Annotated in this window: 21 protein-coding genes; 6 read left to right on the forward strand and 15 right to left on the reverse strand. The window is 70.1% G+C overall.

The window, feature by feature from the left end; genetic code table 11:
• Positions 1-191: 191 nt before the first annotated feature.
• Together ACH4J0_RS19305 and ACH4J0_RS19310 are read right to left on the reverse strand one after the other, a co-directional pair.
• Positions 192-593, reverse strand: a complete 402-nt coding sequence (locus ACH4J0_RS19305; RefSeq protein ID WP_396241570.1) for a hypothetical protein — start codon at positions 591-593, stop codon at positions 192-194.
• 124 nt (positions 594-717) lie between these two features.
• Positions 718-1,983: an acetyl-CoA carboxylase biotin carboxylase subunit family protein gene (locus tag ACH4J0_RS19310; RefSeq protein ID WP_396241572.1), complete on the reverse strand. Its 1,266-nt coding sequence runs from the start codon at positions 1,981-1,983 to the stop codon at positions 718-720.
• A gap of 458 nt (positions 1,984-2,441) precedes the next feature.
• Between ACH4J0_RS19310 and ACH4J0_RS19315 the strand changes: the two genes are divergently transcribed.
• Positions 2,442-3,908, forward strand: a complete 1,467-nt coding sequence (locus ACH4J0_RS19315; protein ID WP_396241574.1) for a hypothetical protein — start codon at positions 2,442-2,444, stop codon at positions 3,906-3,908.
• 511 nt (positions 3,909-4,419) lie between these two features.
• Here ACH4J0_RS19315 and ACH4J0_RS19320 read toward each other — a convergent pair.
• The 8 genes from ACH4J0_RS19320 to ACH4J0_RS19355 form a co-directional block, all read right to left on the reverse strand.
• A complete protein-coding gene (locus tag ACH4J0_RS19320) occupies positions 4,420-6,150 on the reverse strand; it encodes a relaxase/mobilization nuclease domain-containing protein (RefSeq protein WP_396241576.1) in 1,731 nt (576 codons plus the stop codon).
• The gene (locus tag ACH4J0_RS19325; protein ID WP_396241578.1) at positions 6,140-6,553 is read right to left on the reverse strand and encodes a plasmid mobilization protein; all 414 of its coding nucleotides are present in this window, start codon (positions 6,551-6,553) and stop codon (positions 6,140-6,142) included. Before ACH4J0_RS19325 ends, ACH4J0_RS19320 begins: the two co-directional genes overlap by 11 nt.
• Before the next feature lie 255 nt (positions 6,554-6,808).
• Complete coding sequence (locus ACH4J0_RS19330) at positions 6,809-7,033, reverse strand: hypothetical protein (RefSeq protein WP_396241580.1); 225 nt, start codon at positions 7,031-7,033, stop codon at positions 6,809-6,811.
• 51 nt (positions 7,034-7,084) lie between these two features.
• Positions 7,085-8,491, reverse strand: coding sequence for a DUF2637 domain-containing protein (locus ACH4J0_RS19335; protein WP_396241582.1), 1,407 nt, complete (start codon positions 8,489-8,491; stop codon positions 7,085-7,087).
• Complete coding sequence (locus tag ACH4J0_RS19340) at positions 8,488-9,024, reverse strand: WhiB family transcriptional regulator (RefSeq protein ID WP_396241584.1); 537 nt, start codon at positions 9,022-9,024, stop codon at positions 8,488-8,490. Before ACH4J0_RS19340 ends, ACH4J0_RS19335 begins: the two co-directional genes overlap by 4 nt.
• A gap of 112 nt (positions 9,025-9,136) precedes the next feature.
• A complete protein-coding gene (locus ACH4J0_RS19345; RefSeq protein ID WP_396241586.1) occupies positions 9,137-9,805 on the reverse strand; it encodes a DciA family protein in 669 nt (222 codons plus the stop codon).
• Entirely contained in the window at positions 9,805-11,151 is a 1,347-nt protein-coding gene (locus ACH4J0_RS19350) for a winged helix-turn-helix domain-containing protein (RefSeq protein WP_396241588.1), read from the reverse strand. Before ACH4J0_RS19350 ends, ACH4J0_RS19345 begins: the two co-directional genes overlap by 1 nt.
• A gap of 209 nt (positions 11,152-11,360) precedes the next feature.
• A complete protein-coding gene (locus ACH4J0_RS19355; RefSeq protein ID WP_396241590.1) occupies positions 11,361-11,702 on the reverse strand; it encodes a hypothetical protein in 342 nt (113 codons plus the stop codon).
• A gap of 357 nt (positions 11,703-12,059) precedes the next feature.
• Here ACH4J0_RS19355 and ACH4J0_RS19360 point away from each other — a divergent pair, with 357 nt between their 5' ends.
• Complete coding sequence (locus ACH4J0_RS19360; protein WP_360330719.1) at positions 12,060-12,485, forward strand: helix-turn-helix transcriptional regulator; 426 nt, start codon at positions 12,060-12,062, stop codon at positions 12,483-12,485.
• A gap of 290 nt (positions 12,486-12,775) precedes the next feature.
• Here the strand turns inward: ACH4J0_RS19360 and ACH4J0_RS19365 are convergent, their stop codons facing one another.
• Positions 12,776-13,594: a helix-turn-helix transcriptional regulator gene (locus ACH4J0_RS19365; RefSeq protein WP_360330716.1), complete on the reverse strand. Its 819-nt coding sequence runs from the start codon at positions 13,592-13,594 to the stop codon at positions 12,776-12,778.
• Between the two features lie 402 nt (positions 13,595-13,996).
• Between ACH4J0_RS19365 and fabG the strand changes: the two genes are divergently transcribed.
• From fabG to ACH4J0_RS19385, 4 genes are all read left to right on the forward strand, one after another.
• On the forward strand, positions 13,997-14,704 hold the full coding sequence (fabG, locus tag ACH4J0_RS19370; RefSeq protein ID WP_396241593.1) for a 3-oxoacyl-ACP reductase FabG: 708 nt from the start codon (positions 13,997-13,999) through the stop codon (positions 14,702-14,704).
• Positions 14,705-14,796: 92 nt separating this feature from the next.
• Positions 14,797-15,294 carry an ImmA/IrrE family metallo-endopeptidase gene (locus ACH4J0_RS19375; protein ID WP_396241595.1) on the forward strand — a complete coding sequence of 166 codons (498 nt, stop codon included), beginning with the start codon at positions 14,797-14,799 and terminating at the stop codon, positions 15,292-15,294.
• An 18-nt stretch (positions 15,295-15,312) separates the two neighbouring features.
• Entirely contained in the window at positions 15,313-16,554 is a 1,242-nt protein-coding gene (locus ACH4J0_RS19380; RefSeq protein ID WP_396241597.1) for an MAB_1171c family putative transporter, read from the forward strand.
• Between the two features lie 9 nt (positions 16,555-16,563).
• Positions 16,564-17,751, forward strand: a complete 1,188-nt coding sequence (locus tag ACH4J0_RS19385) for a cytochrome P450 (RefSeq protein ID WP_396241599.1) — start codon at positions 16,564-16,566, stop codon at positions 17,749-17,751.
• A gap of 203 nt (positions 17,752-17,954) precedes the next feature.
• Here the strand turns inward: ACH4J0_RS19385 and ACH4J0_RS19390 are convergent, their stop codons facing one another.
• From ACH4J0_RS19390 to serS, 4 genes are all read right to left on the reverse strand, one after another.
• Positions 17,955-18,899, reverse strand: a complete 945-nt coding sequence (locus tag ACH4J0_RS19390; RefSeq protein ID WP_396241601.1) for a hypothetical protein — start codon at positions 18,897-18,899, stop codon at positions 17,955-17,957.
• 544 nt (positions 18,900-19,443) lie between these two features.
• Positions 19,444-19,962, reverse strand: coding sequence for a GNAT family N-acetyltransferase (locus tag ACH4J0_RS19395; RefSeq protein ID WP_396241603.1), 519 nt, complete (start codon positions 19,960-19,962; stop codon positions 19,444-19,446).
• Positions 19,963-20,142: 180 nt separating this feature from the next.
• The gene (ltrA, locus tag ACH4J0_RS19400; protein WP_396241605.1) at positions 20,143-21,507 is read right to left on the reverse strand and encodes a group II intron reverse transcriptase/maturase; all 1,365 of its coding nucleotides are present in this window, start codon (positions 21,505-21,507) and stop codon (positions 20,143-20,145) included.
• A gap of 740 nt (positions 21,508-22,247) precedes the next feature.
• Entirely contained in the window at positions 22,248-23,534 is a 1,287-nt protein-coding gene (gene serS / locus ACH4J0_RS19405; protein WP_396241607.1) for a serine--tRNA ligase, read from the reverse strand.
• Positions 23,535-23,825 lie beyond the last annotated feature (291 nt).

Raw genomic sequence — 23,825 nt, forward strand, 5'->3', positions numbered from 1 at the left:
GCGCGGGGCCCCCCCGGGGGGGGGCCGCCCCCCCCCCCCCCCGGCGCCCCCCCCCCCCGCGGGGGGGGGGCCCCCCCCCCCCCCCCCCCCCCCCCCCCCCCACCGCCCTTCGGCGTCATCGCCCGGGCACGCGCACGAACCGGCTTGGGCTCGGAAGCCCTGCCGGACCTGTGAGCCCGCCGCGCCGGGGCTCAGTTGAAATAGATCCCGCGGAACTCGCCGGAGAAGCCGAGCGCGACCATCGCGTCGCCGGCGTCCTGCCACGACCGTTCCGGGTAGGCGAAGTTCTCCTCGAAGAACTCCACATCCACCTCCCGCTCGCGCCACTCATGGCCGCATCGGCACCGCACGAACACCATGCTGCGGGTCTCCAGCAGCAGCCAGTCGCGGCGGGCCTTGCACTCGGGGCAGGTGATCACGAAGCCACGGGCGTTCAGCTCGTCGAGGTACGGGACCGCCCGGATCACAGCGCCGCCGGGTGCCGGCTCGGGGACCATCACCGGATAGTCGGGGATGTGCAGTTCGACATCCGCCAGCGGGGGCAGGTCGGCCGGGTCGTTAGAGTTGAGGTCGCGTCTCGGCGAGTCGGTCAAGTGGGAGCCCTTTCGTCACGGAGAGGGTCCGTAGAACCGCTGCCAGATCACTTTTATTCCCGTTCTCTGGGAAAGTGACCCAACCGTGACCATCCGTGCGCGTGGGCTCTCGGCGCGCACGGGGTCAGCTTGGCGGTTCGACGACGGTGTCGAGAAGGCCCGCGGCGTGGGCAAGGTGCTCGTAGACCTCGGCGGAGTCGGTCCCGGTGACGACAAGGTGGGCAAGTCGTGCGGTGGCGGGGTCTCCCTCGGGGGGAAGAAGGACCGCGTCCCCAGGCTTGTGCTCCCAGCCCAGGCGCTCCAGCCAGTGGGGCTGGCCGAGTGCAGGGCGGGCTTGGGCACGGTGGACCGTGCCGGAGGTAGCCGGGCTGACGAAGCGGATGCCGGCCGCGCGCTGGCGGGTCGGAGTGAGTTCGGGCTCGCGGCCGAGGGCGATGTCGGCTGCTGCCGCGGCCAGGTCGATGCCGGTGGCGAGGTGGACCAGCTGGTCGATGGCGTCCCCGGCAATGCGGGCGTTGACCTCGATCAGGCGGGGGCCGGTGGCCGTGAGCCGCATTTCGACGTGGGAGATGCCCGCGTTGACACCGAGCGCGTCCAGGGCGGCCTCGGCGACCGGACCGGCCTCGCGCAGCAGCGGGTCGCCGGCTTCGACGACGTGGTCGAGCACCTGGAACAGCGGCTCGCCGCGCAGCTGGGTGCGGGTGACGGCCACGGCGGTGGTGATGCCGTGGGAGGTGACGCACTCCACCGAGATCTCGGGGCCGTCGAGGTACTCCTCCACGAGGACTCCGGAGCCGTCCTCGCCCTGACCGATGGTGCGCGCGGAGGCGTAGGCGTAGGCGGCGGGGAGGTCCGTGGGTGCCAGGACCTTGATCACGCCTATGGAGCCGGCGTGGGCGGAGGGCTTGAGGACGAGGGGGTACCCGATCCGGCGGGCGGCAGTGGCCGCGGTTTTGGGCGAGGTGACCCGGATCGACTGGGCGGAAGGGACTCCTTCGGCTGCCCATACAGCCCGGGATGCGGCCTTGTTGCGGCAGGCCGCGGCGGTGGCGGAGGACTGGCCGGGCAGGGCGAGGTCGGCGACGAGGTGGGCCGCGGGCAGCAGTGCGTACTCGTCCCAGGTGAGCACGCCCGCGATGGTGTGGCGTTCGGCCAGGCGGGCGGCGGCGGCGCGCACGGCCACGAGGTCGCGGGTGTCGGCGATCTCGTGGTCGAGCAGGTACGGGCGCTGCCAGGTCGGTTCGTCGGGAGTCAGCAGGGCGAGCGGGTGACGGGAGGCGATGGAGGCCAGGGTGTTCTCGCGATACGGCTGGCAGCCCGAGCCGATGACCAGGAGCACCGCGCTCGGCTCGGGCGAATCGGAGGTGGTCGGGTGGACGGCAGACGTCATGCAGGTCCTTCGGGCGTGTTGGTCGGGTGAGTCGTCGGGGCGGCCGGGAACGCAAATTCAGGCAGCCGGGGTTGGCTCGTCAGCTGCGCCGACCGCTCGGGAGGGTCGCGGCGGCGTGGACCTGTGTGATCGGCCTCGGGCTTGGTTCACCCGCTTGGGCCGTAGACGGCGTCGACCCAAGCGCGGCGTCGGCGCCGCTCTCGGTGATCAGGACGGTGACCAGATCGGTTCGCACGGAGGTCTCCTGCTGCTGCGTCGGACGTTGGCGCGCCCGCCGGCGCAGCGTCGATCGCGTCCGTCGGCGGGCGGGTCACCAGCTTCAGCGCTGATCGGCCGAACGCATTCGGCCGATCTTGTGCTAGGGGGCGGCGAGGGGCCCTTGATCCCAGTCCGAGGCTCATCGGATGCGTCGGGAAAAACATGCGCAGTCGGCTAGTTGGGCGGACATCATGGTCGTCATGACTTCTCGCGCTGCCACGCCTGGATGGATCGTCATTGACGTGCCGCCGCCGCTCACTGCGGGTGTCACTGACCTGCTTGACTCGGCAGAACTCCAGCACCGCCGTGACGGGAACCTGCTGAAGATTCGGACCAGGGAGTCCTACAGCCAGGCGCAGCCGCACCTTCTGGTCACTCGCAGCGTCCCCCACACCGAGGCCGGGTTCCGGCAGCTGAGCACGCTTCCCGATCGGGGAACCGGCCTCAACCCGCAGGACTACGACCCCTTCCTGGCCAAGCTGCGCGCGGACGACACGCTTCCGGCCCGGGTGGCCGAGTTCCAACTCACCTTCCAGGCTTCCAGCCTGCCGGTGCTGCCGGACCGCCTTCGGGGCTTCTTCGCCGAGCGGGCTCTGCCGGCGCTCCCCGACTCGGAGTTCATGGTGGTCGACATGGCCAGCGCGCTGAGCCAGCGCTACACGCTGGTCCGGCTCCTCCACCACGCGCGCATCCATCCGCAGGTGGCCACGGCCGATCCGACCAAGCGTCCGGGGGCCGGTCTGGCCATGGGCGTGATCCACGGGCTGCAGCCGTTTCTCTCCCCGGCGCTGGCCGTCGCCTCCCCGTACCTGTTCGGGATCACCGCGGCGCGCGACCACGCAGTGGGTGTGTGGCTGTTCGGGGCGCCCTGCCCAGGGGCGGAGTGGCCGAGCAACCAGCTCGTCGACGCGCTGTCCTACGGCGACGACCGGATGACCGGCCCGCGGCAGCGGCTGGGGCGGCAGCAGCCCACGGCGTCGGCCGCGCAGTTCCGGTCGTTCGTCAGCTGGTGGATCGAGGCGGTGAACAGGCTGCTGACCGTCGTGACCGACCCGAGCCGATTCCCTCTGCCGCAGAGCACAGGCCCCTACGACCCTGCCCGGCACTGGCAGTACCTGGCCAGCGTGGAACGACTCTTCCGCGACGTGGGGGAGGTCATGCTCCTGACCGAGCAGCACGAGACGGCCCAACTGCGTGCGGCCTACGACGCCCTGGACACGCTGGAGGGCATGGGGATCGGCTCGTTCGATGAGGCCCTCAAGCCGAGCCAGGCCCAGAAGCTCCTCGGCGACCTCGCACAGACTCTGCCCGCTGACGTGGCTGCCGTTCTTCTGCCGGCGTGCCGACTCGGCGTCGAGGCGCTCGGGCGCGTAAAGGACGAGTTCGTGCCAAGCCAGTACCTCGGTCCCAACGGCCTGGTCGGCATTCCTACGAAGAAGGGCGGCACCATCGACCGCAGCTGGGACACCGCAACCAGCCGGTACCTGCGGGTCGACCGGAACAGCGCCCACTCGTACCTGAAGCTCGATGCCGAGGAGAAGGCCACGCTGTTCTCCCACACCGGTCGGCTCCCTCGGGGCCTGGCCAACATCGCGTTGCTCCAGCTGGCCGCGCTGTTGGCCAACCCGCAGACGCTCACGCGGAAGATCCCCCGCGTCGGCGAGTAGCCACGTCACCGGATCGAAGCGGCTGGACCCGGCGGGCCGGACTCAGCAGAGCAGGCGAAGGCCAGCGGGGTGGCACAGGTACCACCCGCTAAGCAGGAGGCCGTCTTCGTCCTGCCAGCTGACCTGCGCCGACCAGCGCAGGCTGCCCAGTCGCAGCCGCCAGTGTTCGATCCGGGCGGGGTGCCACTGTCCACCGACGCGGATCTGGGCCCGCGCCCAGCAGGCTTCCGCTGGCCAGGTCCGGCCAGGACCGGTCAGCAACGCTACCGGTGCTGGCATCGCGTCTCCATCGTCGATTCCGAGGGCACGGCGGCCAGATCGGGTGCGCGGGAGGGTGGTGCTCATAGCATCATCGTACGCCTGTTCGATTTCCCGTTTCTGCTCCTCTTCTGCGCTCCGGCCCGGTGCCGGAAACACCGAGGACGCCAGCCCGGCCGGGCTGGCGTCCTCGGTGCTGCTTCTCAGGGCTCGCCTACGGTAACCCTTGACGCGGGTCGTAGCCCTTCCCCTATTACCGGCCCGGACGGCGGTGGGGGGCCTTCGGCGCACTGCCGGGCCGGTCGGCGCGGACGCCCGGTCCCGGGCGCGGAGGCGTCGTCCTGCTGGCCGGGCTGGCGGGCAGGTCGGCCAGCCTCCGCACCCGCCAGACCATGACGGCGGTGACGGAGTCGGCAGTGCCGAGCTCACGCCAGCTCCGGGCTTCCTCAAGGAGGGCTGCTGGGTCGTGGCCGGCCGCTTCGGCTTCGGCGAGGGTTGCCGCGAGGGCATTCCGGCCTTCCTCCTCCCTGGTGTCCTCGTCGACCCCGGCCAGCTGCTCTCGGATCACGGCCGTCTGCCGCTCGCGGACGGCGGGAGGCAGGGCCTTGCCCTGGCCTGCCATCGCCGCCATCGGGCGGGCGGCGACGGTCGCGTACGCCGTCCGCAGCTGGAGCGCGGCGGCGTTCGCGGCGGCGGCCTGCTGGGCGTGGCCGCGCGAGGAGTGCCACCTCGCGGCGGCGATGGCCAGCAGGACAAGGGCGGAGAGCAGCATCGCGGTGACGCCGCCGTCCTCGCCCCTGTTGGTGGTGTAGCCGTTGGAGAGCATCTGCCGGGCCGCGTACCGCAGCGCCCGGTTGTCGGCCCGCTCGGCCCGGACGTGCGAGCGGGAGGCCCGCTCAAAGGCCCTTGCCGCTGCGAGAAGTTGGGCCCGGGTGTCCGCCGGTGCGCGGACGGCGATCACGTCGATGATCTCGATCGCTCCGGCCAGCTGCGCGGAGGCCGCTTCGTCGTCGCTCTCGTCGATGGCCCGGGTGGCGTCGTCCACTGCTGCGGCGGCGCCCCGGCGCGCCTGGGCTGCTCGTGAGCCGGGTGTGCGCTTCTTCCCGGCGGCCTGGTCGCCGAGGTCGGCGTCGCCGGCGCCGTAGCCGAGCGGTACTGCGGTCAGTCGTTTGCGGATCCGCGGCAGGGAGAGGTCCGGGGCCAGTGACGAGCCGCCGTAGTAGACCGGCTCGCCGGCGGCGTTGCGGTCGTCAGGGTGGGCGACGGAGTAGCCGAACGCGGCGCCCGACGGCCCGACCTTGCGGTTCACCAGCAGGCCGGCGGACGTGAGCCTGGCGAAAAACTCGGCCTCGGATGCGGCGCCCGCGACGGCCTGGCGGACCTGGTCGCGCAGCTGGAGGCGCACGGGCTCGGGCCGGCCGAGCCGCTCGGCCTTGTGGGCCTCCGCGCTGGTGGGGCGCTTGGCCGCCGTCTTGTCGCCGGGGTTGAGCTGCTTGAGGCCGAAGTCCTTCTCGATCCGGCGGCATTCGTCCTGCGCGCGCTGGGCGTCACCATGGAGACGGGCTCCGCGCAGATCGCCGCGCACCGTGGTGGCCATGATGTGGATGTGGCGGGGGTCGTGGCGAACGGCGATCCACCGGCAGCCGTCCGGGTCGCCTGGCTCGGCGATGCCGGCGGCAGCGACGACGCGGCGGGCGACTTCGGCCCACTCCTCGTCGGTGAGGATCCGGTCGCCGGGGTCGGCGCTGACCGGGCAGTGCCACACGTGCTTCTTCGGTCGCCGACTGCCGAGTTGGTTCACCCGAAGGTCCAGGACCTGTTCGAGCTGCTTGAGATTGGCCGAGGGGTCGCGGCCGGGGTCGGGGGCGAACCCGTCCCAGGACGCGACGATGTGGGGGTCGAAGTGCTCGTCGTGCTTGCCCGGCCCGTAGAGGTAGGCGAGCAGCCCGTACGTCTTCGAGCCGCGGCTGATGTCAGGAACCAACCGGCCCGCCCGCCACGAGCTTGGCTGCTGCACTGTCGACGACCGTGATCGCGGCGCGGACCACGCCGAGGGTGGAGGCCAGCTCGGCCAGCTGGACGTAGCCGGCTGCGTTGAGGCCGAACGTCAGCTGGTTCAGGTTGTTGCCGACACGGGCGAGCTGGGCGCGGGCGGCGGCAAGTTCGTCAACGGCGTGGTCGAGGCGGTCTTGCGGGTCTCGGGCAGAGCTGTGGCCGCGGGCGGCGGCGAGGGTGCTGGTGGCGACGAAGCGGGCGACGGTCTGCTCGCGCGTGCTGGCGGCTGCGGCGATTTCGTCGCGTTCGGCTTCGTTGAAGCGGACGACGATGCGGTGGGCGCGCTGCTGGTCGTCGCGGTGGCGGCGGCGTGGGCGGCGTGCTGGCGTCAACTGGGCTTCTGCTTCTTCGGGTTGTTCGGTGGTCGTGGTTTCTCCTTTCCTCTGTTCCCGGAGCGCCCTCGCTCCGGATCCTGGGGAGGAGTCGGGCGCCCTCGCTCGGCTTCTCCCCAGGTCCCTCGCCCCCTCGGGGCGAGGGCAAGTGCCTGGGGCGGCCCGTAGGGCTGCCCCAGGCGATAGCTTGCTGCGCCGACGGGCCCAGTCGTGAACGATCCGCGCGGCATCAAGTCCGTTACATGGAAAGGGATTTCACGCTGCCGCTTCGAGTTCGGCGCGAGTATCGACGAGCACGTCGAGGGCGTACTCGATGGCTTCCAGCGGCGATTCCAGGACGAACTTCGGCCCTCGGGACGAGCGGCGGACGATCCAGCTGCCGTCACCCGCGCCTTCGGCGGAGTACAGGAGGCGCTGGTCGCGAAGCAGGCCCATCAGTGCGTCGGTGAGGGCGGTGTCGGAGCGGTTCGTGGCGGTCACGTGGCAGTCCTTCGGTGGGGTGTCGGCCGGGTCGGTGTGAGGCGGGGACGGTCAGCGGCGGGCAGGCGGCGGCTTCCCCGCGTCGATCTCCCTGAGCTCCCTCAACAGTTGGCCGAGGGCGACGTTGTTGATCGGGATGTTCTGGGCCCTGAAGTTGGCGCGCAGGGCGTCCCGGTTCAGCCGTCCCTCGGCCTCGGCGGCAGCCTTGCGGGCAATGGGGACCAGCTCTTGCAGCTCGGTGCTGCTCAGCTGCCGGCGGCGGTCAGCGGCCGGGGACGGGCGCTGGTCCGGGACGGAGGCCGGGTCCGGGGCCTGCGCCCGGGCGGGGACCGGGGCCGCGACGACCGCCGGGGTCCTGGCGGGACTGGCGGCCTCCGGACGGGGACCGTCCCCGGACCGTCCGGCGGGGGCGGTCCCCGGCTTCGTCTCGGGACCGGCGGGGACCGCTCGTCCCGCACTCTGTGCGGCAGTGCCCGCTGAGTCCCCCGTCCCGGGGACGACGGGACCGCTGGCGCCCCCGGGACGGGGGCCCGGCTCTGCCCCGGTCGGTCCCGAATCGCGCCCGGAACCCGTGTCGGGCGGTGGTTCCGCAGGCCCTCGGTTCGGAGCCGACGGGGTGGGGACCGAGGTGGGGGCTTCGGTCCCGGACAGCACGGTCCCCGGAGCCGTGCCGGCTGAGGGGGCCGGGACGGTCGGGACGGCCTGCGGTATCGATTCCCGTCCCGTCCCGGCGCCGGGTGTCACTTCGGCGGGGACGGGGACGGTCCCCTGCTGAGGGGCGCTCCCGGGATCGGTCACGGAGGGGACCGGAGGGACGGGGACGGCCTCCAGCACGGCGGACTCGGCCGGCACGACCGGTGCGGCGGTCGGGACCGCGGTGATCTCCCGGTCCCGGCCTCGCTCCTCGATCCGCCGCGGTTCGGCACCGGGGACGGCATCGTGGTCCCGGGGACGACCCCACCAGCGGGTGAAGCGGGACGACTGCGACTCCGGGGCTGCCGCCGGTTCCTGGCCGCCTCGTCCCGGGGCGTGCCGCGACATGACGATGTAGAGGTGGGTGGCACCGCCGAGGACCAGCGGGGCGATGGTGCTGAGGGCTCCGACCGCGGTGTTGGTCAGGTGGAGGCCCGGGCCCTGCGCCGTCGCCATGTTGAGGCGGACGGCGTGGGTCCAGTTGGCCCAGACACTGGTGGCCGTGGAGGCGCCGAAGACCCCCCAGGTGTAGGCACGGGCCCGCAGCGGCGCCTCCTTCAGCACGACCAGCGCCCGCACCCCGTAGGCGATGAAGCCGTCGATCGCGACGGGGAAGAGATAGGACAGCTCCGGACGGACGTGCATGGCGACGGCCATCTGCTGCAGCGCGTCGTAGCTCAGGGCTCCGCCTACCGCGCCCATGACGCCGATCGCCGCCTTGTCCCACCGGGACATCCCCGCCGGCGTTCCGCCAGCCTCGCTCATGCCGCCACCGCCACGGGCTCGGGTGTGAACTCGGCGGCGATCCGTTGCTCCCGCAGGACGGCCAGCGGCTGCTCGTCCAAGGTCTTGCGGGCTTCCCGAAGGAGGTAGAGGGCGTACTTGCGGTCGGCGCCCAGGACCGGTGCCCAAACGTTCAGGTCGAGGTCGAGGAGGGCCGCGACGATCGTCACGGAGGCGCGCTCCAGCCTGGACAGGTGGCCTGGGCGCCCGTTGAGGGCGTTCAGGACTCGCTCTTCCTCCCACCGGTGGGCGCTGTTACGGCGGTGCAGAGTCTTGCGCTCGCCCTCGGTCAGCCCGCCGCGGATGCCCCAGCGGTCGGTCATTTCCATGGCCTCGGTGCGGCACTCCTCCTTCACGGGGCAGGAGCCACAGATCCTCTTGGCCTCCCGGGTCTCCTCGACCTGGCTGGGCAGCGGGTAGAAGTGGTCAGGGTTGGGATTGCTCGCGCAGGCGGCGCGCCGCACCCAGGTGTTGTCGCGTCGGCGGCTGGCGATCGAGGTGATGGTGCTGGACACGGGGTGGTTCTCCGGTTGGGGTCCGCTGCCGGGGGCGCGGAGGTGCGGGGTACGGGCGGCGGCGCGGCCGGGGCCGGGGTGGGTTGGTCGCGCTGGTGCCGCCGTTCGGTGGCTAGCGGGGTAGCGGGCCGGAGAGAAGGGGGGCCGTCTCTCTGGCCAGTGTTCTGATCCGCCGGTCGACGGCCGGGCTCGTCCTCGAATCGGCCGGCGCGCTCGGGCGGCTGGCCTGCAGCTGCGCGAGAGCGCGCAGGTATCCGGGCGAGGCGTCGTCTCGGGTCTTGATCTTGGGGGCCTGGGCGACGCCTTCGCCGTACCTGACCGGCCGACGGGATTCCTCGTCAGGCCGGGTGCCATACGAGCTCAGCACTCGGATGCTGCGCAGGATCGTTTCTCCCTGCGCCTGGTTGATCTTCGCGACGAGTACTGGGGCGAGGGCCCGCACATGGGTTGCGTAGGCGGGGGATTTGGCGCGGACCTCCAGCTGGCCCGCCTGGTGGTCGAAGCTGACGGCGGTGACGTGGGCGGCGAGGTCACCGATGGCTGCTGGCCAGAGGTCGAGCAGTTCGCCCCCGGCCAGCGGCTCCTGCCAGGCGTGCTGGGCCATCAGGTCGGACAGGGCCGTTCCCAGCCCCACGGGGTCGAGCCCGCCACGCCGCAGCCCGGCAGCGCGCCCGATGGTCGGAGCCTTGACCGCTCCGGCGGGGCGCTTGCTCGCGTCGGCGCGGGCCCGGCGCAGGGCGAGGCGGGCGAGGTCGATGCCGGTGTTCTCGTTGTGGTTCATCACGCGGTTCCTGCTCTCAGGTGGCTGCTGGTGGTGCGGAGGCGCAGGACGCGCTCGACGAGGTCGCGCCCGTAGATCTGCTCGGCCTGGTCCCGGCCGGCCAGGGCCAGGGCGGAGGCGACGAGTTCGGGTCTTCCGGTGAGGTACTGGCGCCACGCGGTGGTCCGGACCTCGCGGTGCTCTTCGCTGGTGGGTTGCTCGTCGAGGGCCACCAGCGGCTGTCGGCGGGTCGCTCTCGTCCAGGCGTCCCGGAACAGGCGCTGGACCGCGGTGCTGCGCGGGGCCTGCCAGGTGCCCTGCCATTCGGCGTGGCGTTCCTTGGCCGCCTGCGGGCTGTCGCGCCACCAGGCGACGATCGCGCCGCGCTTGGCCGGGGTGTCGTAGAGCAGTTCGGCTCCGGCGAGGCGGGCGGTAAGGAAGCCGACCGGGCGGTGGACTCGGCGGGCGGGCGCCCGCTGGGCCAGGACGGCGATGACCTCGTGGGCGGTCCACCCGGCGTCCGCGAGGTGGCGAACGGCCCAGGCGATCCGGGCAACAGGGCTACTGCTGAGCCACGGGACCTGCCGGACGAGTTCGAGGGCCAGCTGGTGGCGCCGTCCGACCGCGTTCAGCTTCCGACGGGTCCGCCTCCCCGGTCGATCCTGCTGGTCTTTCCCGTTCCCGAGGTCGCCCTCAAAGGGATTGTTGGTAGGTGCTGCAGGAGAAGACGTAACAGAACCTGCCCCTATTGGGGTGCAACGGGACTTCTTCCGAGGGGAGTTGATGCCAGCCTTCCTGGTGTTTCGCTTGGCCCGGCGCACGGTTCTCGCAGCCTTCTTGCCGAGCTGGGCGAGGGCGAGCCGGCTCTCGTCGGAGGCGACGCCGACGACGGTGCGGATGAACGTCTGGGACGCGGTGGTCCGCAATCCGATGGCCTCGTCGAACAGCACGGGGATGGTGCGGACGAACTCGCTTGCCCTGGCGGCGGCCTGGCGTATCCGGGTGCCCTTGGCGGTGTAGGTGAGCAGTCCGGATTCCCGGAGGATCGACAGGTGGTACTGCACGGTGCGCTCGGACACCTGGAGCATCCGGACGAGGTAGCCGACGCCCGGCCTGCACGGGGTGAGCTGGGCAAGCAGTTCGGCGATGCGGATCGTGGTGCCGCCGAAGCGGGGACCGTGGCGGCGGTTTGGGCAGTGGGCCTGGCTGTCGCGTACCCAGTGGACGGCCTGCAGCCAGGTGTACGGGTCCGGCGCGATGCGTCCGGAGGTGGTCGATATCCACTGAGCGGGGTCGGGCGCGAGCAGGCCGGAGCCGCCCGCCGCCTGCGCCTCGTCGCCGTGGACGGGCAGGGTGGAGCTGGGCACGGAAGTCCTGGTTTCACTGGGCACGGCGGCCTGGCGCCACGAGCTGTCGCAGTTCGGGGCACGGCGTCGGCGGATTCGGACGGCGGTACGCGCTGGGCGCGTTCATCGCGAGGGGCAGCCGCCTCGTGCGGGTCGAGGCAGGACGGACCGCCGGTGCCCGCCGGGGTCGGCGGGACCGGGGTGGTCAGGCTGCTGGGCGGCGCCCTGGGTCAGGCCGCCATGGTGGCGGGTTCCGCCGCGGCCACCGCGGTCAGCCGTCCGGTAGCGAGGTCCAGCTCGTGGGCGAGGTACGGGTCGAGACCGGGGAAATGCTGGACGATCCAGCGGGCCACCAGCTGCCGGTCGACGAGCGGCTGGCGCACGTGCTGGCGCTGGGCGTCGAAGGCGCTGGCCGTGCGCGGGAACTTGCCGGCTCGGCGGTCCAGCCGGACCATCGCGGCGTCCGGCGCGAGGAGGCCGGCGAGGGCCTCGACGAAGGAGGCCGGGGCGGTGGCGATCTCGGTGCTGTCGGGCCTGGTCGGCGACGCGGCTGTACGCGAGAAGGAGGACATGCGAGACTCCTCGGCAGGTGGAGCAGGTCGGCCGCGTGGTGGAACAGGTAGGCCGGCTGCTTCGGACGTGATTGAACGTCCTCGTTGTCGAGGAGCCCGGGAGCGCCAACTCCCGGGCCCTTGGCGAGAACGGCCGAGGTGACCCGTCCAGCGGGTCAGTGGGTCGGCCAACGCCCTTCGAGAGCGCGCAGGGCGGCACCCCCGAAGAGAGCGGACACTTTATTGCCCCTTCGGCGTGATCAACGTACACCAAAATGGCCCGACCGTGGGCAATAGATTGACCCCTAAGATGTGCGCTCAAGCACGATCAGGCACTAAAGTGTCCCCGTGGGACGATCTGACACGGGAGGAGCGACGATGGCCGAGCACATCGACGCCGACACGGGGGCTGTGCGCATCGCAGAACGGCTGGGCTATCTGTTCGAGCACCGGCACCCCGAGGAACGGGGCCCGTACACGATCGCCGAGGTCGCAGCCGGCACCGGCATCAGCGAGTCCTCGATCAAGCAGCTGCGGGGCCGTGGCAGGGCGAACCCGACGATCAACACCCTCACTGCGATCTCCACGTTCTTCGACGCGCCCCCGACGATCTGGGTCGTGTCCGACGAAGAAGTGGAGGCGGTGCTCGCCAAGCGTGACCTGACGTCTGCCATGCGGGACTCCGGCGTCCAGTCGATCGCGCTGCGCAGCCAGGGACTCAGCCCGAAGAATCTGTCGCGCATCACGGAGATGATCGACATGGCGAGAGAGTCCCAGGGGCTACCCCCGATCCCCCCCGCCTGACACCCCGGGCGAGAGGAACGGGTGGCGCTCTTTTCTCGACCCTGTCTACGCGCATAGATATCTGGCGAGCTCCCTCACCCTCCCGCTGGCCCGGCATCGACCGGGGCGGAGGCGAGAGACGCGGGCACGCAAGGTCAAGCGCAGGCCGACCTGAGCCCGCCGCCCGGACGACCACGGCCCGGCATGCGGGGCCCGATTCCGAGCGGCGCGGTGATCACCCGCCGAAGGCAGCACCGGCGGACTCGGCCAAGGCCACCCGGGAAACCTGGGCCGAGTCCGCCGCAAGGGGTTCAGACGCCGTGGAAGCTCACAATGAACCGCAGCGTGGTGTTGCGCAGCGGGGCCAGGGCCATGATCCGGCAAGGCACCTTGTCGTCACCGCCATGGGGCATGCGCATGTACCTCACGTCGCCGTCCGGGTGGACGTAGTAGTCGTGGCGGTCCCAGATTTCCTGCGCCTCGGGGCAGCCTTCCATGATGTCCTGCACGAGCTGCTTCAGCTGGACGTGGTCAGGATGCTGCGCCGCCGCGGTCCTAATCTGTGCCAAGAACGGGACGGCCCAATCCTCCTCCCAGTTGACCAGCTGCTCGCGCGCCTCCGGATAGAGGAAGCTCCACCTCATGATGTTGCCGGAGTAGACCCACGGATACATCACCCTGTCCGGCGAGTTGTGCGCGACGACGTTCCAGGCAAGGTCCGAGATATAGGCCGGGCTCGGCAGCATTTTCGCGAGCAGGCGCTGCATGTCGCCGTCCATCGCCGCCATGGCGTCCGGCTCTGCACCGCGCTCGGTGGGTCCGCGCCCGATCGCCCGGTGGAAAAGCGCGAGCTTTTCGGCGTCGTTCAAACGCAGCGTATAGGCGAGTCGATCCAGGAAATCCTCGGAGAAGCTGGCTTCCTCGCCGTTTTCGAGTTTGCTGTACCAGCGGGTGCTGACGCCGACATAGCGAGCCATCTCGCTTTTCGAGACTTCGGCAGTTCGACGAGCAGAGCCAGTCGTCTTCACCAGACCCGGAAGGGCATTGGGGTCCAGGCGCCGGCGCCAGCGTTCCACCATGCCTGCCAGAGTCTCATCACGGGCTATCAGGCGTTCGTGGTCGGTCTTCATGAACGTCGATTCTAGGCAGCGACCGAGAGGCAGGCATGCCGGAGGAGCCTGTGGGGAACACCACACCAACAGCAAAGTCGAATCAACGTAACGAAACGATTTCGATGCTTGTTTTCGGATGATGAACCGTCAGCTGGAAATGATCATTCGGGCTGATTCTCATGGGGCGTCAGATCCCAGTACCGACGGCCCCTGGGGCCAAACGATTACCTTCCGTGACCCCAATCAGGCGATAACGCAGCGGAGTCGATGCGTGTAGCACGAACTACCAGTTCCGGAACTGGCACTTCCGGAAGTGCTTGTTCCGGAACTGAAAGTTCCGGCGACGGTTTGGCAGGGTGGGGCTACCGGCCGCTGCCAGGTAGCGCCGGGCCTCCCTCACCCCGTTTGGAGTACGTACCCATGTCTCGATCCGCACTCGTCGTCGGCGGCAGCCGTGGCATCGGCCTTGCCGTAGCGCGACAGCTCCGTGAGCAGGGCCACAGGGTCGCCGTCACCTCTCGCAGCGGAGACTCCCCGGAGGAGGGGCTCCTCGCGGTGCCGTGCGACGTCACCAGCCCCGAGTCGGTCGACGCGGCCCTGACCGCGGTCGAGGCGGCGCACGGCCCGATCGAGATCGTCGTGATCAACGCGGGCATCACCCGCGACACCCTGCTGCTCCGCATGAGCGAGGAGGACTTCGACGCCACGCTCCAGACCAACTTGGCCGGGGCGTACCGGGTCGCCAAGCGAGCCGTCAAGGGCATGATGCGTGGCCGGTTCGGCCGCCTGGTGTTCATCTCCTCCGCGGGTGCGATGACGGGGGAGGCCGGCCAGGCCAACTACGCCGCCTCCAAGGCGGGCCTGATCGGCTTCGCCCGGTCCCTGGCCCGAGAGCTGGCCTCGCGCGGGATCACCAGCAACGTGGTCGCGCCCGGCCTGACCGAGACCGACATGACCGCTGTGCTGACGGACTCCCAGCGCGAGTCCCTGCTGCAGCGCGTACCCATGGGGCGCATGGCCCGGCCGGACGAGGTCGCGGCTGCTGTCGCCTTCGTGACCTCCGACGCCGCCTCCTACGTGACCGGTGCGGTCATCCCGGTCGATGGTGGCGTCGGCATGGGGCACTGACCCCGGTTGAATCCGGGCCCTGGGCGCACGAGGGGACGCCCAGGGCCCACCCAAGACTCCAGCGGAATTCTTGATCATCTCTGGGAGGTGCCGTGCATGCGGGTTCACTCCGGACCGCCTGCGAAGATCGACTCGGGCGCCTGAATCTGCCGCACCAGTTCAGCGAGAACGACCTGATTGGAGCGGTCGCCTCACTGGTCGGACGGACAATCGCCTGCGAGCCCGTCGATATGAGGGGGGCATTCTCGTGCGGACTGCGCAAGAGATATGCCGACCGTGAGGTCATCTACTACGAGAAAAACGCCTCGGCGCTGCATCAGCGACAGATTATTGCCCATGAACTCTCCCACATCCTCTGGGAGCACAAGGGTGAGATCGACCTCGCCGACCTGATGTCTGACGAGGAACTCGCCAGCCTGATGGACTGGAGTGTCCTCGGAATTTCCGCCCGCACGTCGTACGAAACCGACGCGGAGGTCGAGGCGGAAATGATGGCCACTCTCATACTTCAGCGCATGTACCGCGGAGCCGTAATGCCCGCCGCGCGCCCCAGCGCCGCCGATGAGCGCTGGGATGCAATATTCGCCTGATCCCTCAAGGAATAAGTCGTGATCAACGCCATTTTCGGCGGCATGCCCCTGATCCTGCTCGCTGCCTCGCTCTACTGGGCCCTCCGGCGGCGTCCGGGCCAGCGGCCTGCGGGCACTCTGAGCTTGTCCGCTCTCCTCGCTTGCTTCGCGGTCGCCTTCAGCGCCTACCAGCCGACGATCCGGGCGTTGGAGGACGCCGTCTCTCTGGACCTCTCCCGGCTGGTGAGCAACAGCGCGACCCTGTCCGCAGGCGCCGCTGTCTCCTCCGTGCTCCTCTACCTCAACTACGACGTCGCCGACGCCCGCCAGCGGGTCCGCTGGCGACTTCGTCTCCTGGCCGTGGCCGTCGCCACGATGGCCGTCGCCTTCGCCGTCACACCCCGCGAGCTGATGTGGAGCACGGCCGAGACGCAGGGCGGCCTCGACGAGGCACCCACGTCCCTTCACGTCTACTCGGCGGCGTACATCGCCTTCCTCTCGTACGCCGTCTTCGACTGCCTCACCCAGACCTGGACCAGAGCCCGCAAGGCAACCCGGACCACCCAGCGACTCGGGCTCCGCACGACCGCCGCCGGCTGCGTCGTCGCGCTCCTCTACACCACCTACAAGACCGTCAACGCCGTGGCGGCACTGTTCGATTGGAACGCCATCCCCGGTGGCCCCCGCTGCACGAGCCCGGTCACGCCGGTCAACTGCGCTTTCAGCGTGACTGCGCCAGCCGTCAGCGTGCTACTCATCACGACGGGGCTGACCCTGCCCGCCATTCTCTGGCCGGTAACACAGTTCCTCCGCCGCCGCTGGGAGCGCCAGTCCATTTCGGACCTCACCCCGCTCTGGCAGGACCTGACGGAGGTGTGCCCCAGCGTGGTCTTCCGGTCGATCGGCGGGGCGACCGAGTCCGACCTCGTCCTTCACCGACGGGTCGTGGAAGTCTGCGACGGGATCCTCACCCTGGACGAGCACCGCTCGAGGGCCGTCCAGCACGCAGCAGCAGCAGCCGTCGCCGCCACCCGGCACGCCGGGACCGATCGCGGCGCCGCGATCGTCGAGGCGGCCGTGGTCGCCGGAGCGATTCGGGCCGCCCGTGCAGACGCCCCTGCCCAGGACGATCCTGCCCCGCAGGCGTCCGGCGCCGAGGCCCGCGAGGGAGACCTGCGTGCCGAGGCGTTGTGGCTACGCTCGGTTTCTCGGCAGTACGCGAGCAACGACATCGTCCACCGCGCCGCTGACCATCAGTTCCCGGCGCTCACTGCGGCCTAGGGAGACAACATGGCCTCCGCATCCCCCTTTGCGGACCCGGAGTTCTACCGGGACCGCTACCCGATCTACGCAGCACTGCGCGGTCGATCCCCCGTTCTCCAGGTCCCCATGGGCGAAGGCGGCGCAATGGCGGTCGCCGTGACCGGTTACGAGCAGGCGCGCCGGGCATTCGCCGCCGACCTCTCCAAGGACACCGGGGCCTACTTCGCCGACCGCCCGTCCGGCCGTTCACTCCACCCTGCGGTCGCCCACACCATGCTGCACACCGACCCGCCCGCGCACACCCGACTCCGACGGCTGGTGACCAAGGCGTTCACCGCCGCCCGGGTCGACGGTCTGCGCCCCTACATCCGTTCCCTCGCTGAGCAGCTCGTCGGGATGTGGCAGCCGGGCAGCGAGGTCGACTTCGTCGAGGAGCTGGCCGGCCCCCTGCCGGTCACCGTCATCTGCCAGCTCCTGGGCGTCCCCCCGATCGACCGGACCTTGATCCGCACCTGGTCGACCGACCTGTTCGCCACCGGCGACCACCAGCGGATCGACGCGGCCTCCCACGCCCTGGCCGGCTACATGGCGGAGCTGATCGCCAGCAAGTGCGCCCAGCCGGACCGCTCGCTGCTCGCCGACCTGATCGCGGTGCGCGACGACGACTCCGACCGGCTCAGCGAGGATGAGCTGCTCTCCCTCGCCGTGCTGCTGCTGGTCGCCGGCCACGAGACCACCACTGCGGCGATCGGCAACTCCGTGCTCGCGCTGCTCCAGCACCCCGCCGAGTTGGAACACCTGCGCACCAGCCCGCACTGCATCCGCACCGCCGTCGACGAGTTGCTGCGCTACGACTCTCCGGTCAGCATCGCCACGTGGCGGTGGGCTCCCGCCGAGGTGGACCTCAGCGGCACCCAAGTGCCTGCCGGCAGCCCGGTCTTCATCTGCCCGGGCGCGGCCAATCGCGACCCCGCCCGGTTCCCCGATGCCGACCGGCTCGACCTCCGCCGTGCGAACGCTGCCGCTCACATCGCATTCGGCCACGGGATCCACCGCTGCCTTGGCGCCCCACTGGCCCTGGCCGAGATCGAGATCGTGCTCGGCGTCCTCTTGGAGCGCTTCCCGCACCTGCAGCTGGCCGTCCCCGCCGACCAACTCGTCTGGCGGCAGTCCCGGCTGGTCCGCGGCCTGGAGGCCCTGCCAGTGCGGCTGTAGGCGCCACGGTGCGGGGACTCGGATGCGCCGGGCCCCCGCACCGCAGCTCAACTGTCCGCCTCCGAAGGCTCATTGCCGCGCGGTAGCCGGCTCCGCCCTGCACCGGCTCAGCCCGTGCGGGCCCGACACGCCGCCACAGCGGGCCTGACGGCGCGCAGCCCAGCACGGAGTCGCCGTACCGTGCACTCGCCCCTCAGCGCGGCCTACGTCGCCTCGGGCGTCCCGGCCAGCGCCGCCCGGACCTTGGCCATGCCCCTGGCCGTCACCTGCCCCCAGGACTCGTCCGGGACGGGCGGGCGACCAGCCCCTGCACACGGCGGACACAACCCCGGCTTCGGCAGCGGATCACGGCACTCCTCGCACTCCGCAACCCTCGGTCTCGTCACCGGCGCCGCAGGGCGCTCGGCAGGCATCTTCCGGGCGAGGCGCGAGCGCAGCACCCCGGCCGGGGAGTAGACCACCTCCGGCAGCCCGGCCAGCAGCGCCTCCCGCAACTTCTCCTCCGAGCCGCCCCGCTCCATCCACTCCCGCACCATCGGCGCCAGCGCCGCCGCCTCCGCTGCGCCGAGCGGCAGCCGTCGTTCCGGTCTGACCGCGCGCAACAGCACGTTCATCGCGGCGCGAGTCGCCTCGTCCGCCTGTCCGGCAGGCTTGGCGGGTCGGGGAGCGGGAGCGGTCTCCTCCCGCCCTCCCTCGGCCTCCGCCGGGCTGTCCTCGACGGCCGGCTCTACCGTTCCGGCGGGGAGGGTAGGTACTTCGACCAGGTCCTTTGGAAGGACGCCACGTTCAGCGGTGTCCGACTCACCGGAGTCCGGTGCAGTGGCACCCGGCAGCCCTCCCGGCTGCGGCCGGTCGTAGACGTGCGCCTCCGATCGGATTCTCCCGTTCGGAAGTTGGACCACGTCCACCCGGTAGTACCCCCATGCCCGCAGCTCGTCCAGCGCCGCCGCCAGCGCCTTGCGTCCCTGCGGGCTCGAGTCGGCCATCTGCCGGCAGGTCTCGCGCCAGTCGGCCGGGCGGGACAGGAGGTCCACCAGCAACCCCCGGGCGGTGTAGGTCATGGCGCGGTTCTGCGCCAACTCGTTCGGGACGATCAGGAAGTTCGACGGATGCGGGCTGCGGTGGATACGCAGGGAGGTCCTCCTCAAGCCTCGGCCGGGGCCGATCCCAGCCGGGGGACGACGGACCATAGCGAGCAACTCGCCAGAAGTGAACCGCAAACAGAGTGACGCTGATCACCGTCCCACCCGCGTGCGGCACCCGCTCGCGAGCTGACCATCTCCAACCGCAGGGCCGCGGCCCCTGTTGGTCGCACCTACGCCGGACGGTGATCACCGCTCAGATGTAGTCGACGCAGTCGCTCCCGGCGTGCTCGATGTAGCCGTTGAACCGGTCTGCGCCGCATGGGTGTCGACGACCTCTCGGAGCCGGTTCATGCTCCGGGGGTTGGCTGAGCTCAGCTGGACGCGGCACAACGACGGTCAACGGACTGGCACGCGGCCGTGCAAGCCGCGGCCCGTGATGGGCGATTCTTCTTCTCCGAGACGGCAGTGGTAGCCGTGGGCCTGCGGACCTGAACTCTTCCGACCCACCGGCCAGCGGCGCCTGGTCCCGGCGGTCGGGCGCTCGCCGCGCAGCGGGTACGCGCCTCGGTGCCAGCGACACTCAGCACACTACCTGCGACGTGGCAAGTCATCTGAGACGTAGGTCGAGTGTGTATCGCAGCTCGGGAATGGGGAAGCCCCTGATGGTTTCTTCGCGGGCGACGCCGTCGGTACACCAGCCGTGCCGTTCATAGAACCGTCGGGCGCGGGCATTGCCGGTGAGCACCCACAGAGTCGCCTTGTCGAACCCACCGCGATGCAGGACGTCGTGAGCTGCTCGGACGAGATTGGATGCCAGGCCCTTCCCCCACTGTTGCGGTGCCACGTTCAGCGCCCAGAGCTCTCCCGCGCCGTCCGCGTCCGCGTCGCGTCCAGGACCGACGTGCGCGAAGCCCAGTGGAGCTCCGCTCACTTCAGCGACCAAGATCTTCTCACTCGGGTCACGGTCCCTACTCAAGATCAGTTGCCACGTCGCTGTGCGCTGTTCCAGCGTCGTCGCGTCGAGCAGGCCCTGCGGCATGAGGCCGGCGTACCCGACAAGCCAAGCGTCAAGGTGCACTTGGGCCAGCGCTGGACCGTCGTCGGCGATCGCTTCTCGGATCAGCATGTTGAAGTCCTCCTGGCCTGTCCCGCCCCTCGGCGAGGCCAGCGACGCGCCTCAGCGGCGCCTTACTGCCATCAGTTGGAGTAGGGTCGGGGGCTGGCGCGGTGGCTTCCGCTCCGTTTCCAGCCCCCGCCACCTCAAACCGGACGTGCGGTTCTCCCGCATCCGGCTTTCCGACATCGTTCACCGCTGGGCATGCGCTGCCACCCTGCGTACGTTTCCGGTCAGGCGGAAGACCCCGAGCCTGGTGGTCCACCCATAGGTGTAGCGGGTGGTCCAGTTCCGGCCCGCGAGACCGTGTTTCCGGCTGGCGAAGATCGCTAGCCGCTCGTGGACGTAGCCGTCGACCGCGTTGAACTTCCGCCCGGAGTTCCCGTTGCGGAAGTATGCGGCCCAACCCCGCAGGACGGGGTTGATGTCGGCCACCACGGCGGCCACCGGCCGTTCAGTCCGGGAACTGGAGGTAGCGGCGCGAATCTTGTCCCGCAGCACCCCCAACGCCCTGGCCGAGGGCCAGCGTTGCAGATAAAACCTGCCCCGCCGCTTCCACGACTCCACCTTGCGGTGATGGAAGCCGAGGAAATCGAAGCCCTGCCCGCCTTCACGAAGGCAGACGATGCCGGTCTTCTCGGGGTGCAGTCGCATCCCGAGCCCACCCAGCACCGTAGCCGCCAGTTCGCGCGCCTGCTCAGCGCGCTGCCTGGTCGGCGACAGGACCACGAAGTCATCGCAGTAGCGCACCAACTCCCCCAACCGCTGCCCCTGTTCCTGCCACGCCTCGTCGAGGACGTGCAGAGCGATATTGGCGAGCAAGGGGGATATCGGTGAGCCCTGTGGGGTTCCCGCCCCGGTCGGGGAGGTCACCCCGCCCTCCAGCACTCCCATCCGCAGCCACGCCCGGATCAGCTTCAGCATCGACCGGTCGACCACGCGCCTCGCCAACTGAGCGACGAGTGCGTCATGATCAATCGTCCCGAAGCAGTCCCGGATATCGGCCTCCAACACCCACTCCCGCCCTTGGTTCGCAGCCACGCGCACAGCCTCGCACGCGTCGATCGCGGACCTCCGGGGCCGGAACCCATAGCTCGCGTCGGTGAACCCGGCCTCGAAAACCGGTTCGAGAACCAGCTTCGCGGCCGTCATCACCACCCGGTCCGCCACGGTGGGGATCGAGAGCGGCCGAAACTCCCCTGGCCGCCCCGGCTTGGGGATCTGGACCCGTCGCAGCGCCGACGGACGATACGTATGCGTCCGCAACCGCTCCGACAGGCCCTGGAGGAACACTTCCACCCCGACGGCGGCCACCGCGTCGACGGACACGCCGTCCACGCCCGGCGCGCCCCGGTTCGCACACACGACCGACCATGCCCGCCACAAGACGTCCATGCGGTGGACGTGGCAATACAGGGCATGGAACCGTCGTTCGGGTTCTTGCTTGGCACAGCGGTAGAGCGTCCACTGCAAGGCTCGGACCTTGTCCAGAGGCCGGCCACCCGGTCCTGCGGGGCCTTCCTCCCGGCGGATGGATCTAGCCGTCTCGGCACTCATCCGGGCACCTCCCTGTTCGTGTCACGCATCGATGAAGCAGGGGCCCTTCGCTCCTGACGGGTTGTGTTGTCCCGCCGATCAGCACTACTACGACCCCCTCCGACTGCCTCTCGGCAGCCCGCCACTTCCCGGTTCGGCCGGTTATAGGCGGGCCACGCTCCCGAACCGCACATCCGGGGCCGAGGAGGCCCTCTCCAGTTCCCAGGACAACCTTCCGACCATTCCACGCTCCTTACGCCGGGAGGTTCTTCGGCGCCCGCTCCAGGTTCCCGGACGCCTTCCATGGCCTTCGCCAAATCATCACAGGCTCGGCACCTCCTTGGTTCGCCCCGCAGGGCGAGCTGGAATTGACGACGCTGCAAGCTTCACTTCATGTTGCGGACTGGTCGGTTGCACGCCCCCGAAGGACGCTTGTCACTCCACTTCGACGCCGCCCTCTCGAACGACGCCGGGAGTCAGCTACCGGGGACCCTGGCGTCTCCCCGGACCGGACTTGCACCGGCTGGCTGTCCTGAGCTTGACGTCCGGTTACATCTGTTCACATCCCTTCTGGGTCGCGATGACGCCCGGACTGCTGGACGTACGATGATCGATTACCAAGTCCGTCCTGCTGCAACGCCAGAGCCCGTTGCTGCAAGAGAGCGCGCACTGCCTGGGTCACCGTTGTAGGGTGACCCGGGCAATGGCTTCTCCTCCATCGTTGGCAGGGATGTACTGCTCTGGGCCTGCCGCCGGTGCAACTATCTGGGTTCTGCTGGGGTCAAGGACTTGCAGCCGAGCCAGCGCTGCAGCACCGCCGGTACCGCGACGGTGCCGTCCGGCTGCTGGTGCTGTTCCAGCAGGGCCGGCACCAGGCGGCTGGTCGCCAGCCCGGAGCCGTTCAGGGTGTGCACGTAGCCGGGCTTTCCGCCCGCGGCGCGGTAGCGGATGTTGCCGCGCCGGGCCTGGTAGTCCCGGGCGTTCGATACCGAGCTCACCTCGACGTAGCCGTCGATGCTGGGCAGCCAGACCTCGACGTCGAAGGTCTTGGCCATCGAGGCACTAGTGTCCTCGGCTGCCAGCCGGGTGATTCGGTGGTGCAGACCGAGCGCCTCAACCAAGTTGGCTGCCTTGGTGAGGAGTTCCTCGTGGGCGGCGTCGGAGGCGTCGGGGTGCGCGAACTGGAACATCTCGACCTTGTTGAACTGGTGGCCGCGAAGGGTCCCACGGTCGGCGGCGCGGTAGCTGCCGGCCTCTCGCCGGTAGCAGGGCGAGTAGGCGACGTACTTGCGCGGGAGTTCGGCCTCCGTCAGGACCTCGTCGCGGTGGAGGTTGACCAGGGCGGTCTCCGAGGTCGGCAGCAGGAACCGCTGCGGCCCGGCAGGGCCCTGTTCGAGCGCGAAAACGTCGTCGGCGAACTTGGGGAACTGACCTGCGGTGTAGCCAGCCTGATAGGTCAGCAGGTGGGGTGGAAGGATCAGCTCGTATCCGTCCTGGACGTGGGTCTCGATGAAGTAGTTGAGCAGCGCCCATTCGAGGAGGGCGCCGTTGCCGCGGTAGACCCAGTTGCCGGTGCCGGCGAGCTTGACGCCGCGCTCGTAGTCGATCAGCCCGAGTCGGCGGGCCAGATCGACATGATTGTGCGGCTCGAAGTCGAAGTCCGGCCGGGTGCCGTGCTCGCGGACGACCTGGTTCTGCTCCTTGCCGCCGGTCGGCACGTCCTCGTCGGGCAGGTTAGGCAGTTGGTCGAGGAACGCCTGGCGCTCGCCGGCCAAGGCGGTGAGCTGCTCTTCGAGTTCGGCAAGGCGGGTGCCGAGTTCGGTTGCCTCGGTGCGCTTGGCAACGACGGCCGGGTCCGCCGGGTCGAACCGCGCGATCTCGCGAGAGATCTGCTTGCGCTCGGCGCGTAGCGTCTCGACCTCGGTCGTGCCATGCCGGTACTTCTCGTCCAGGGCGAGGAAGGCGGTGAGGTCGACGTGAACGGCTCGCTTCGCCAGCGCGCGCTTGACGCGCTGCGGGTGCTCGCGGATCACGGTGATGTCCAGCATTTCGGGTCCCATCGATCAGTCGCAGTGCGACATGATCCCTTGGGGGCGTGGGCGAGAAGGGAACTCGCGGTGCCACCACGCCTTCGCCGTCACCCCGAGGTGACGGCCTCGACAGCTCGATAACGGGAGCGAACCGGCGGGGCATTGGGCCGCAAGCGGCCGTTCCTCCCCGCACTCGGGAGGGGATTCACCCCAGGACGCGAGACTGCCTTCCCAGCTGCCGGCAGCTCTCTCGGCTCGCGTGCCCTGCGGCTACTCGTCTCCGTCAGCGCGTTGCTCAGAGGATAGAGC

The organism is Kitasatospora sp. NPDC017646, from assembly GCF_044329365.1.
Classification (GTDB): domain Bacteria; phylum Actinomycetota; class Actinomycetes; order Streptomycetales; family Streptomycetaceae; genus Kitasatospora.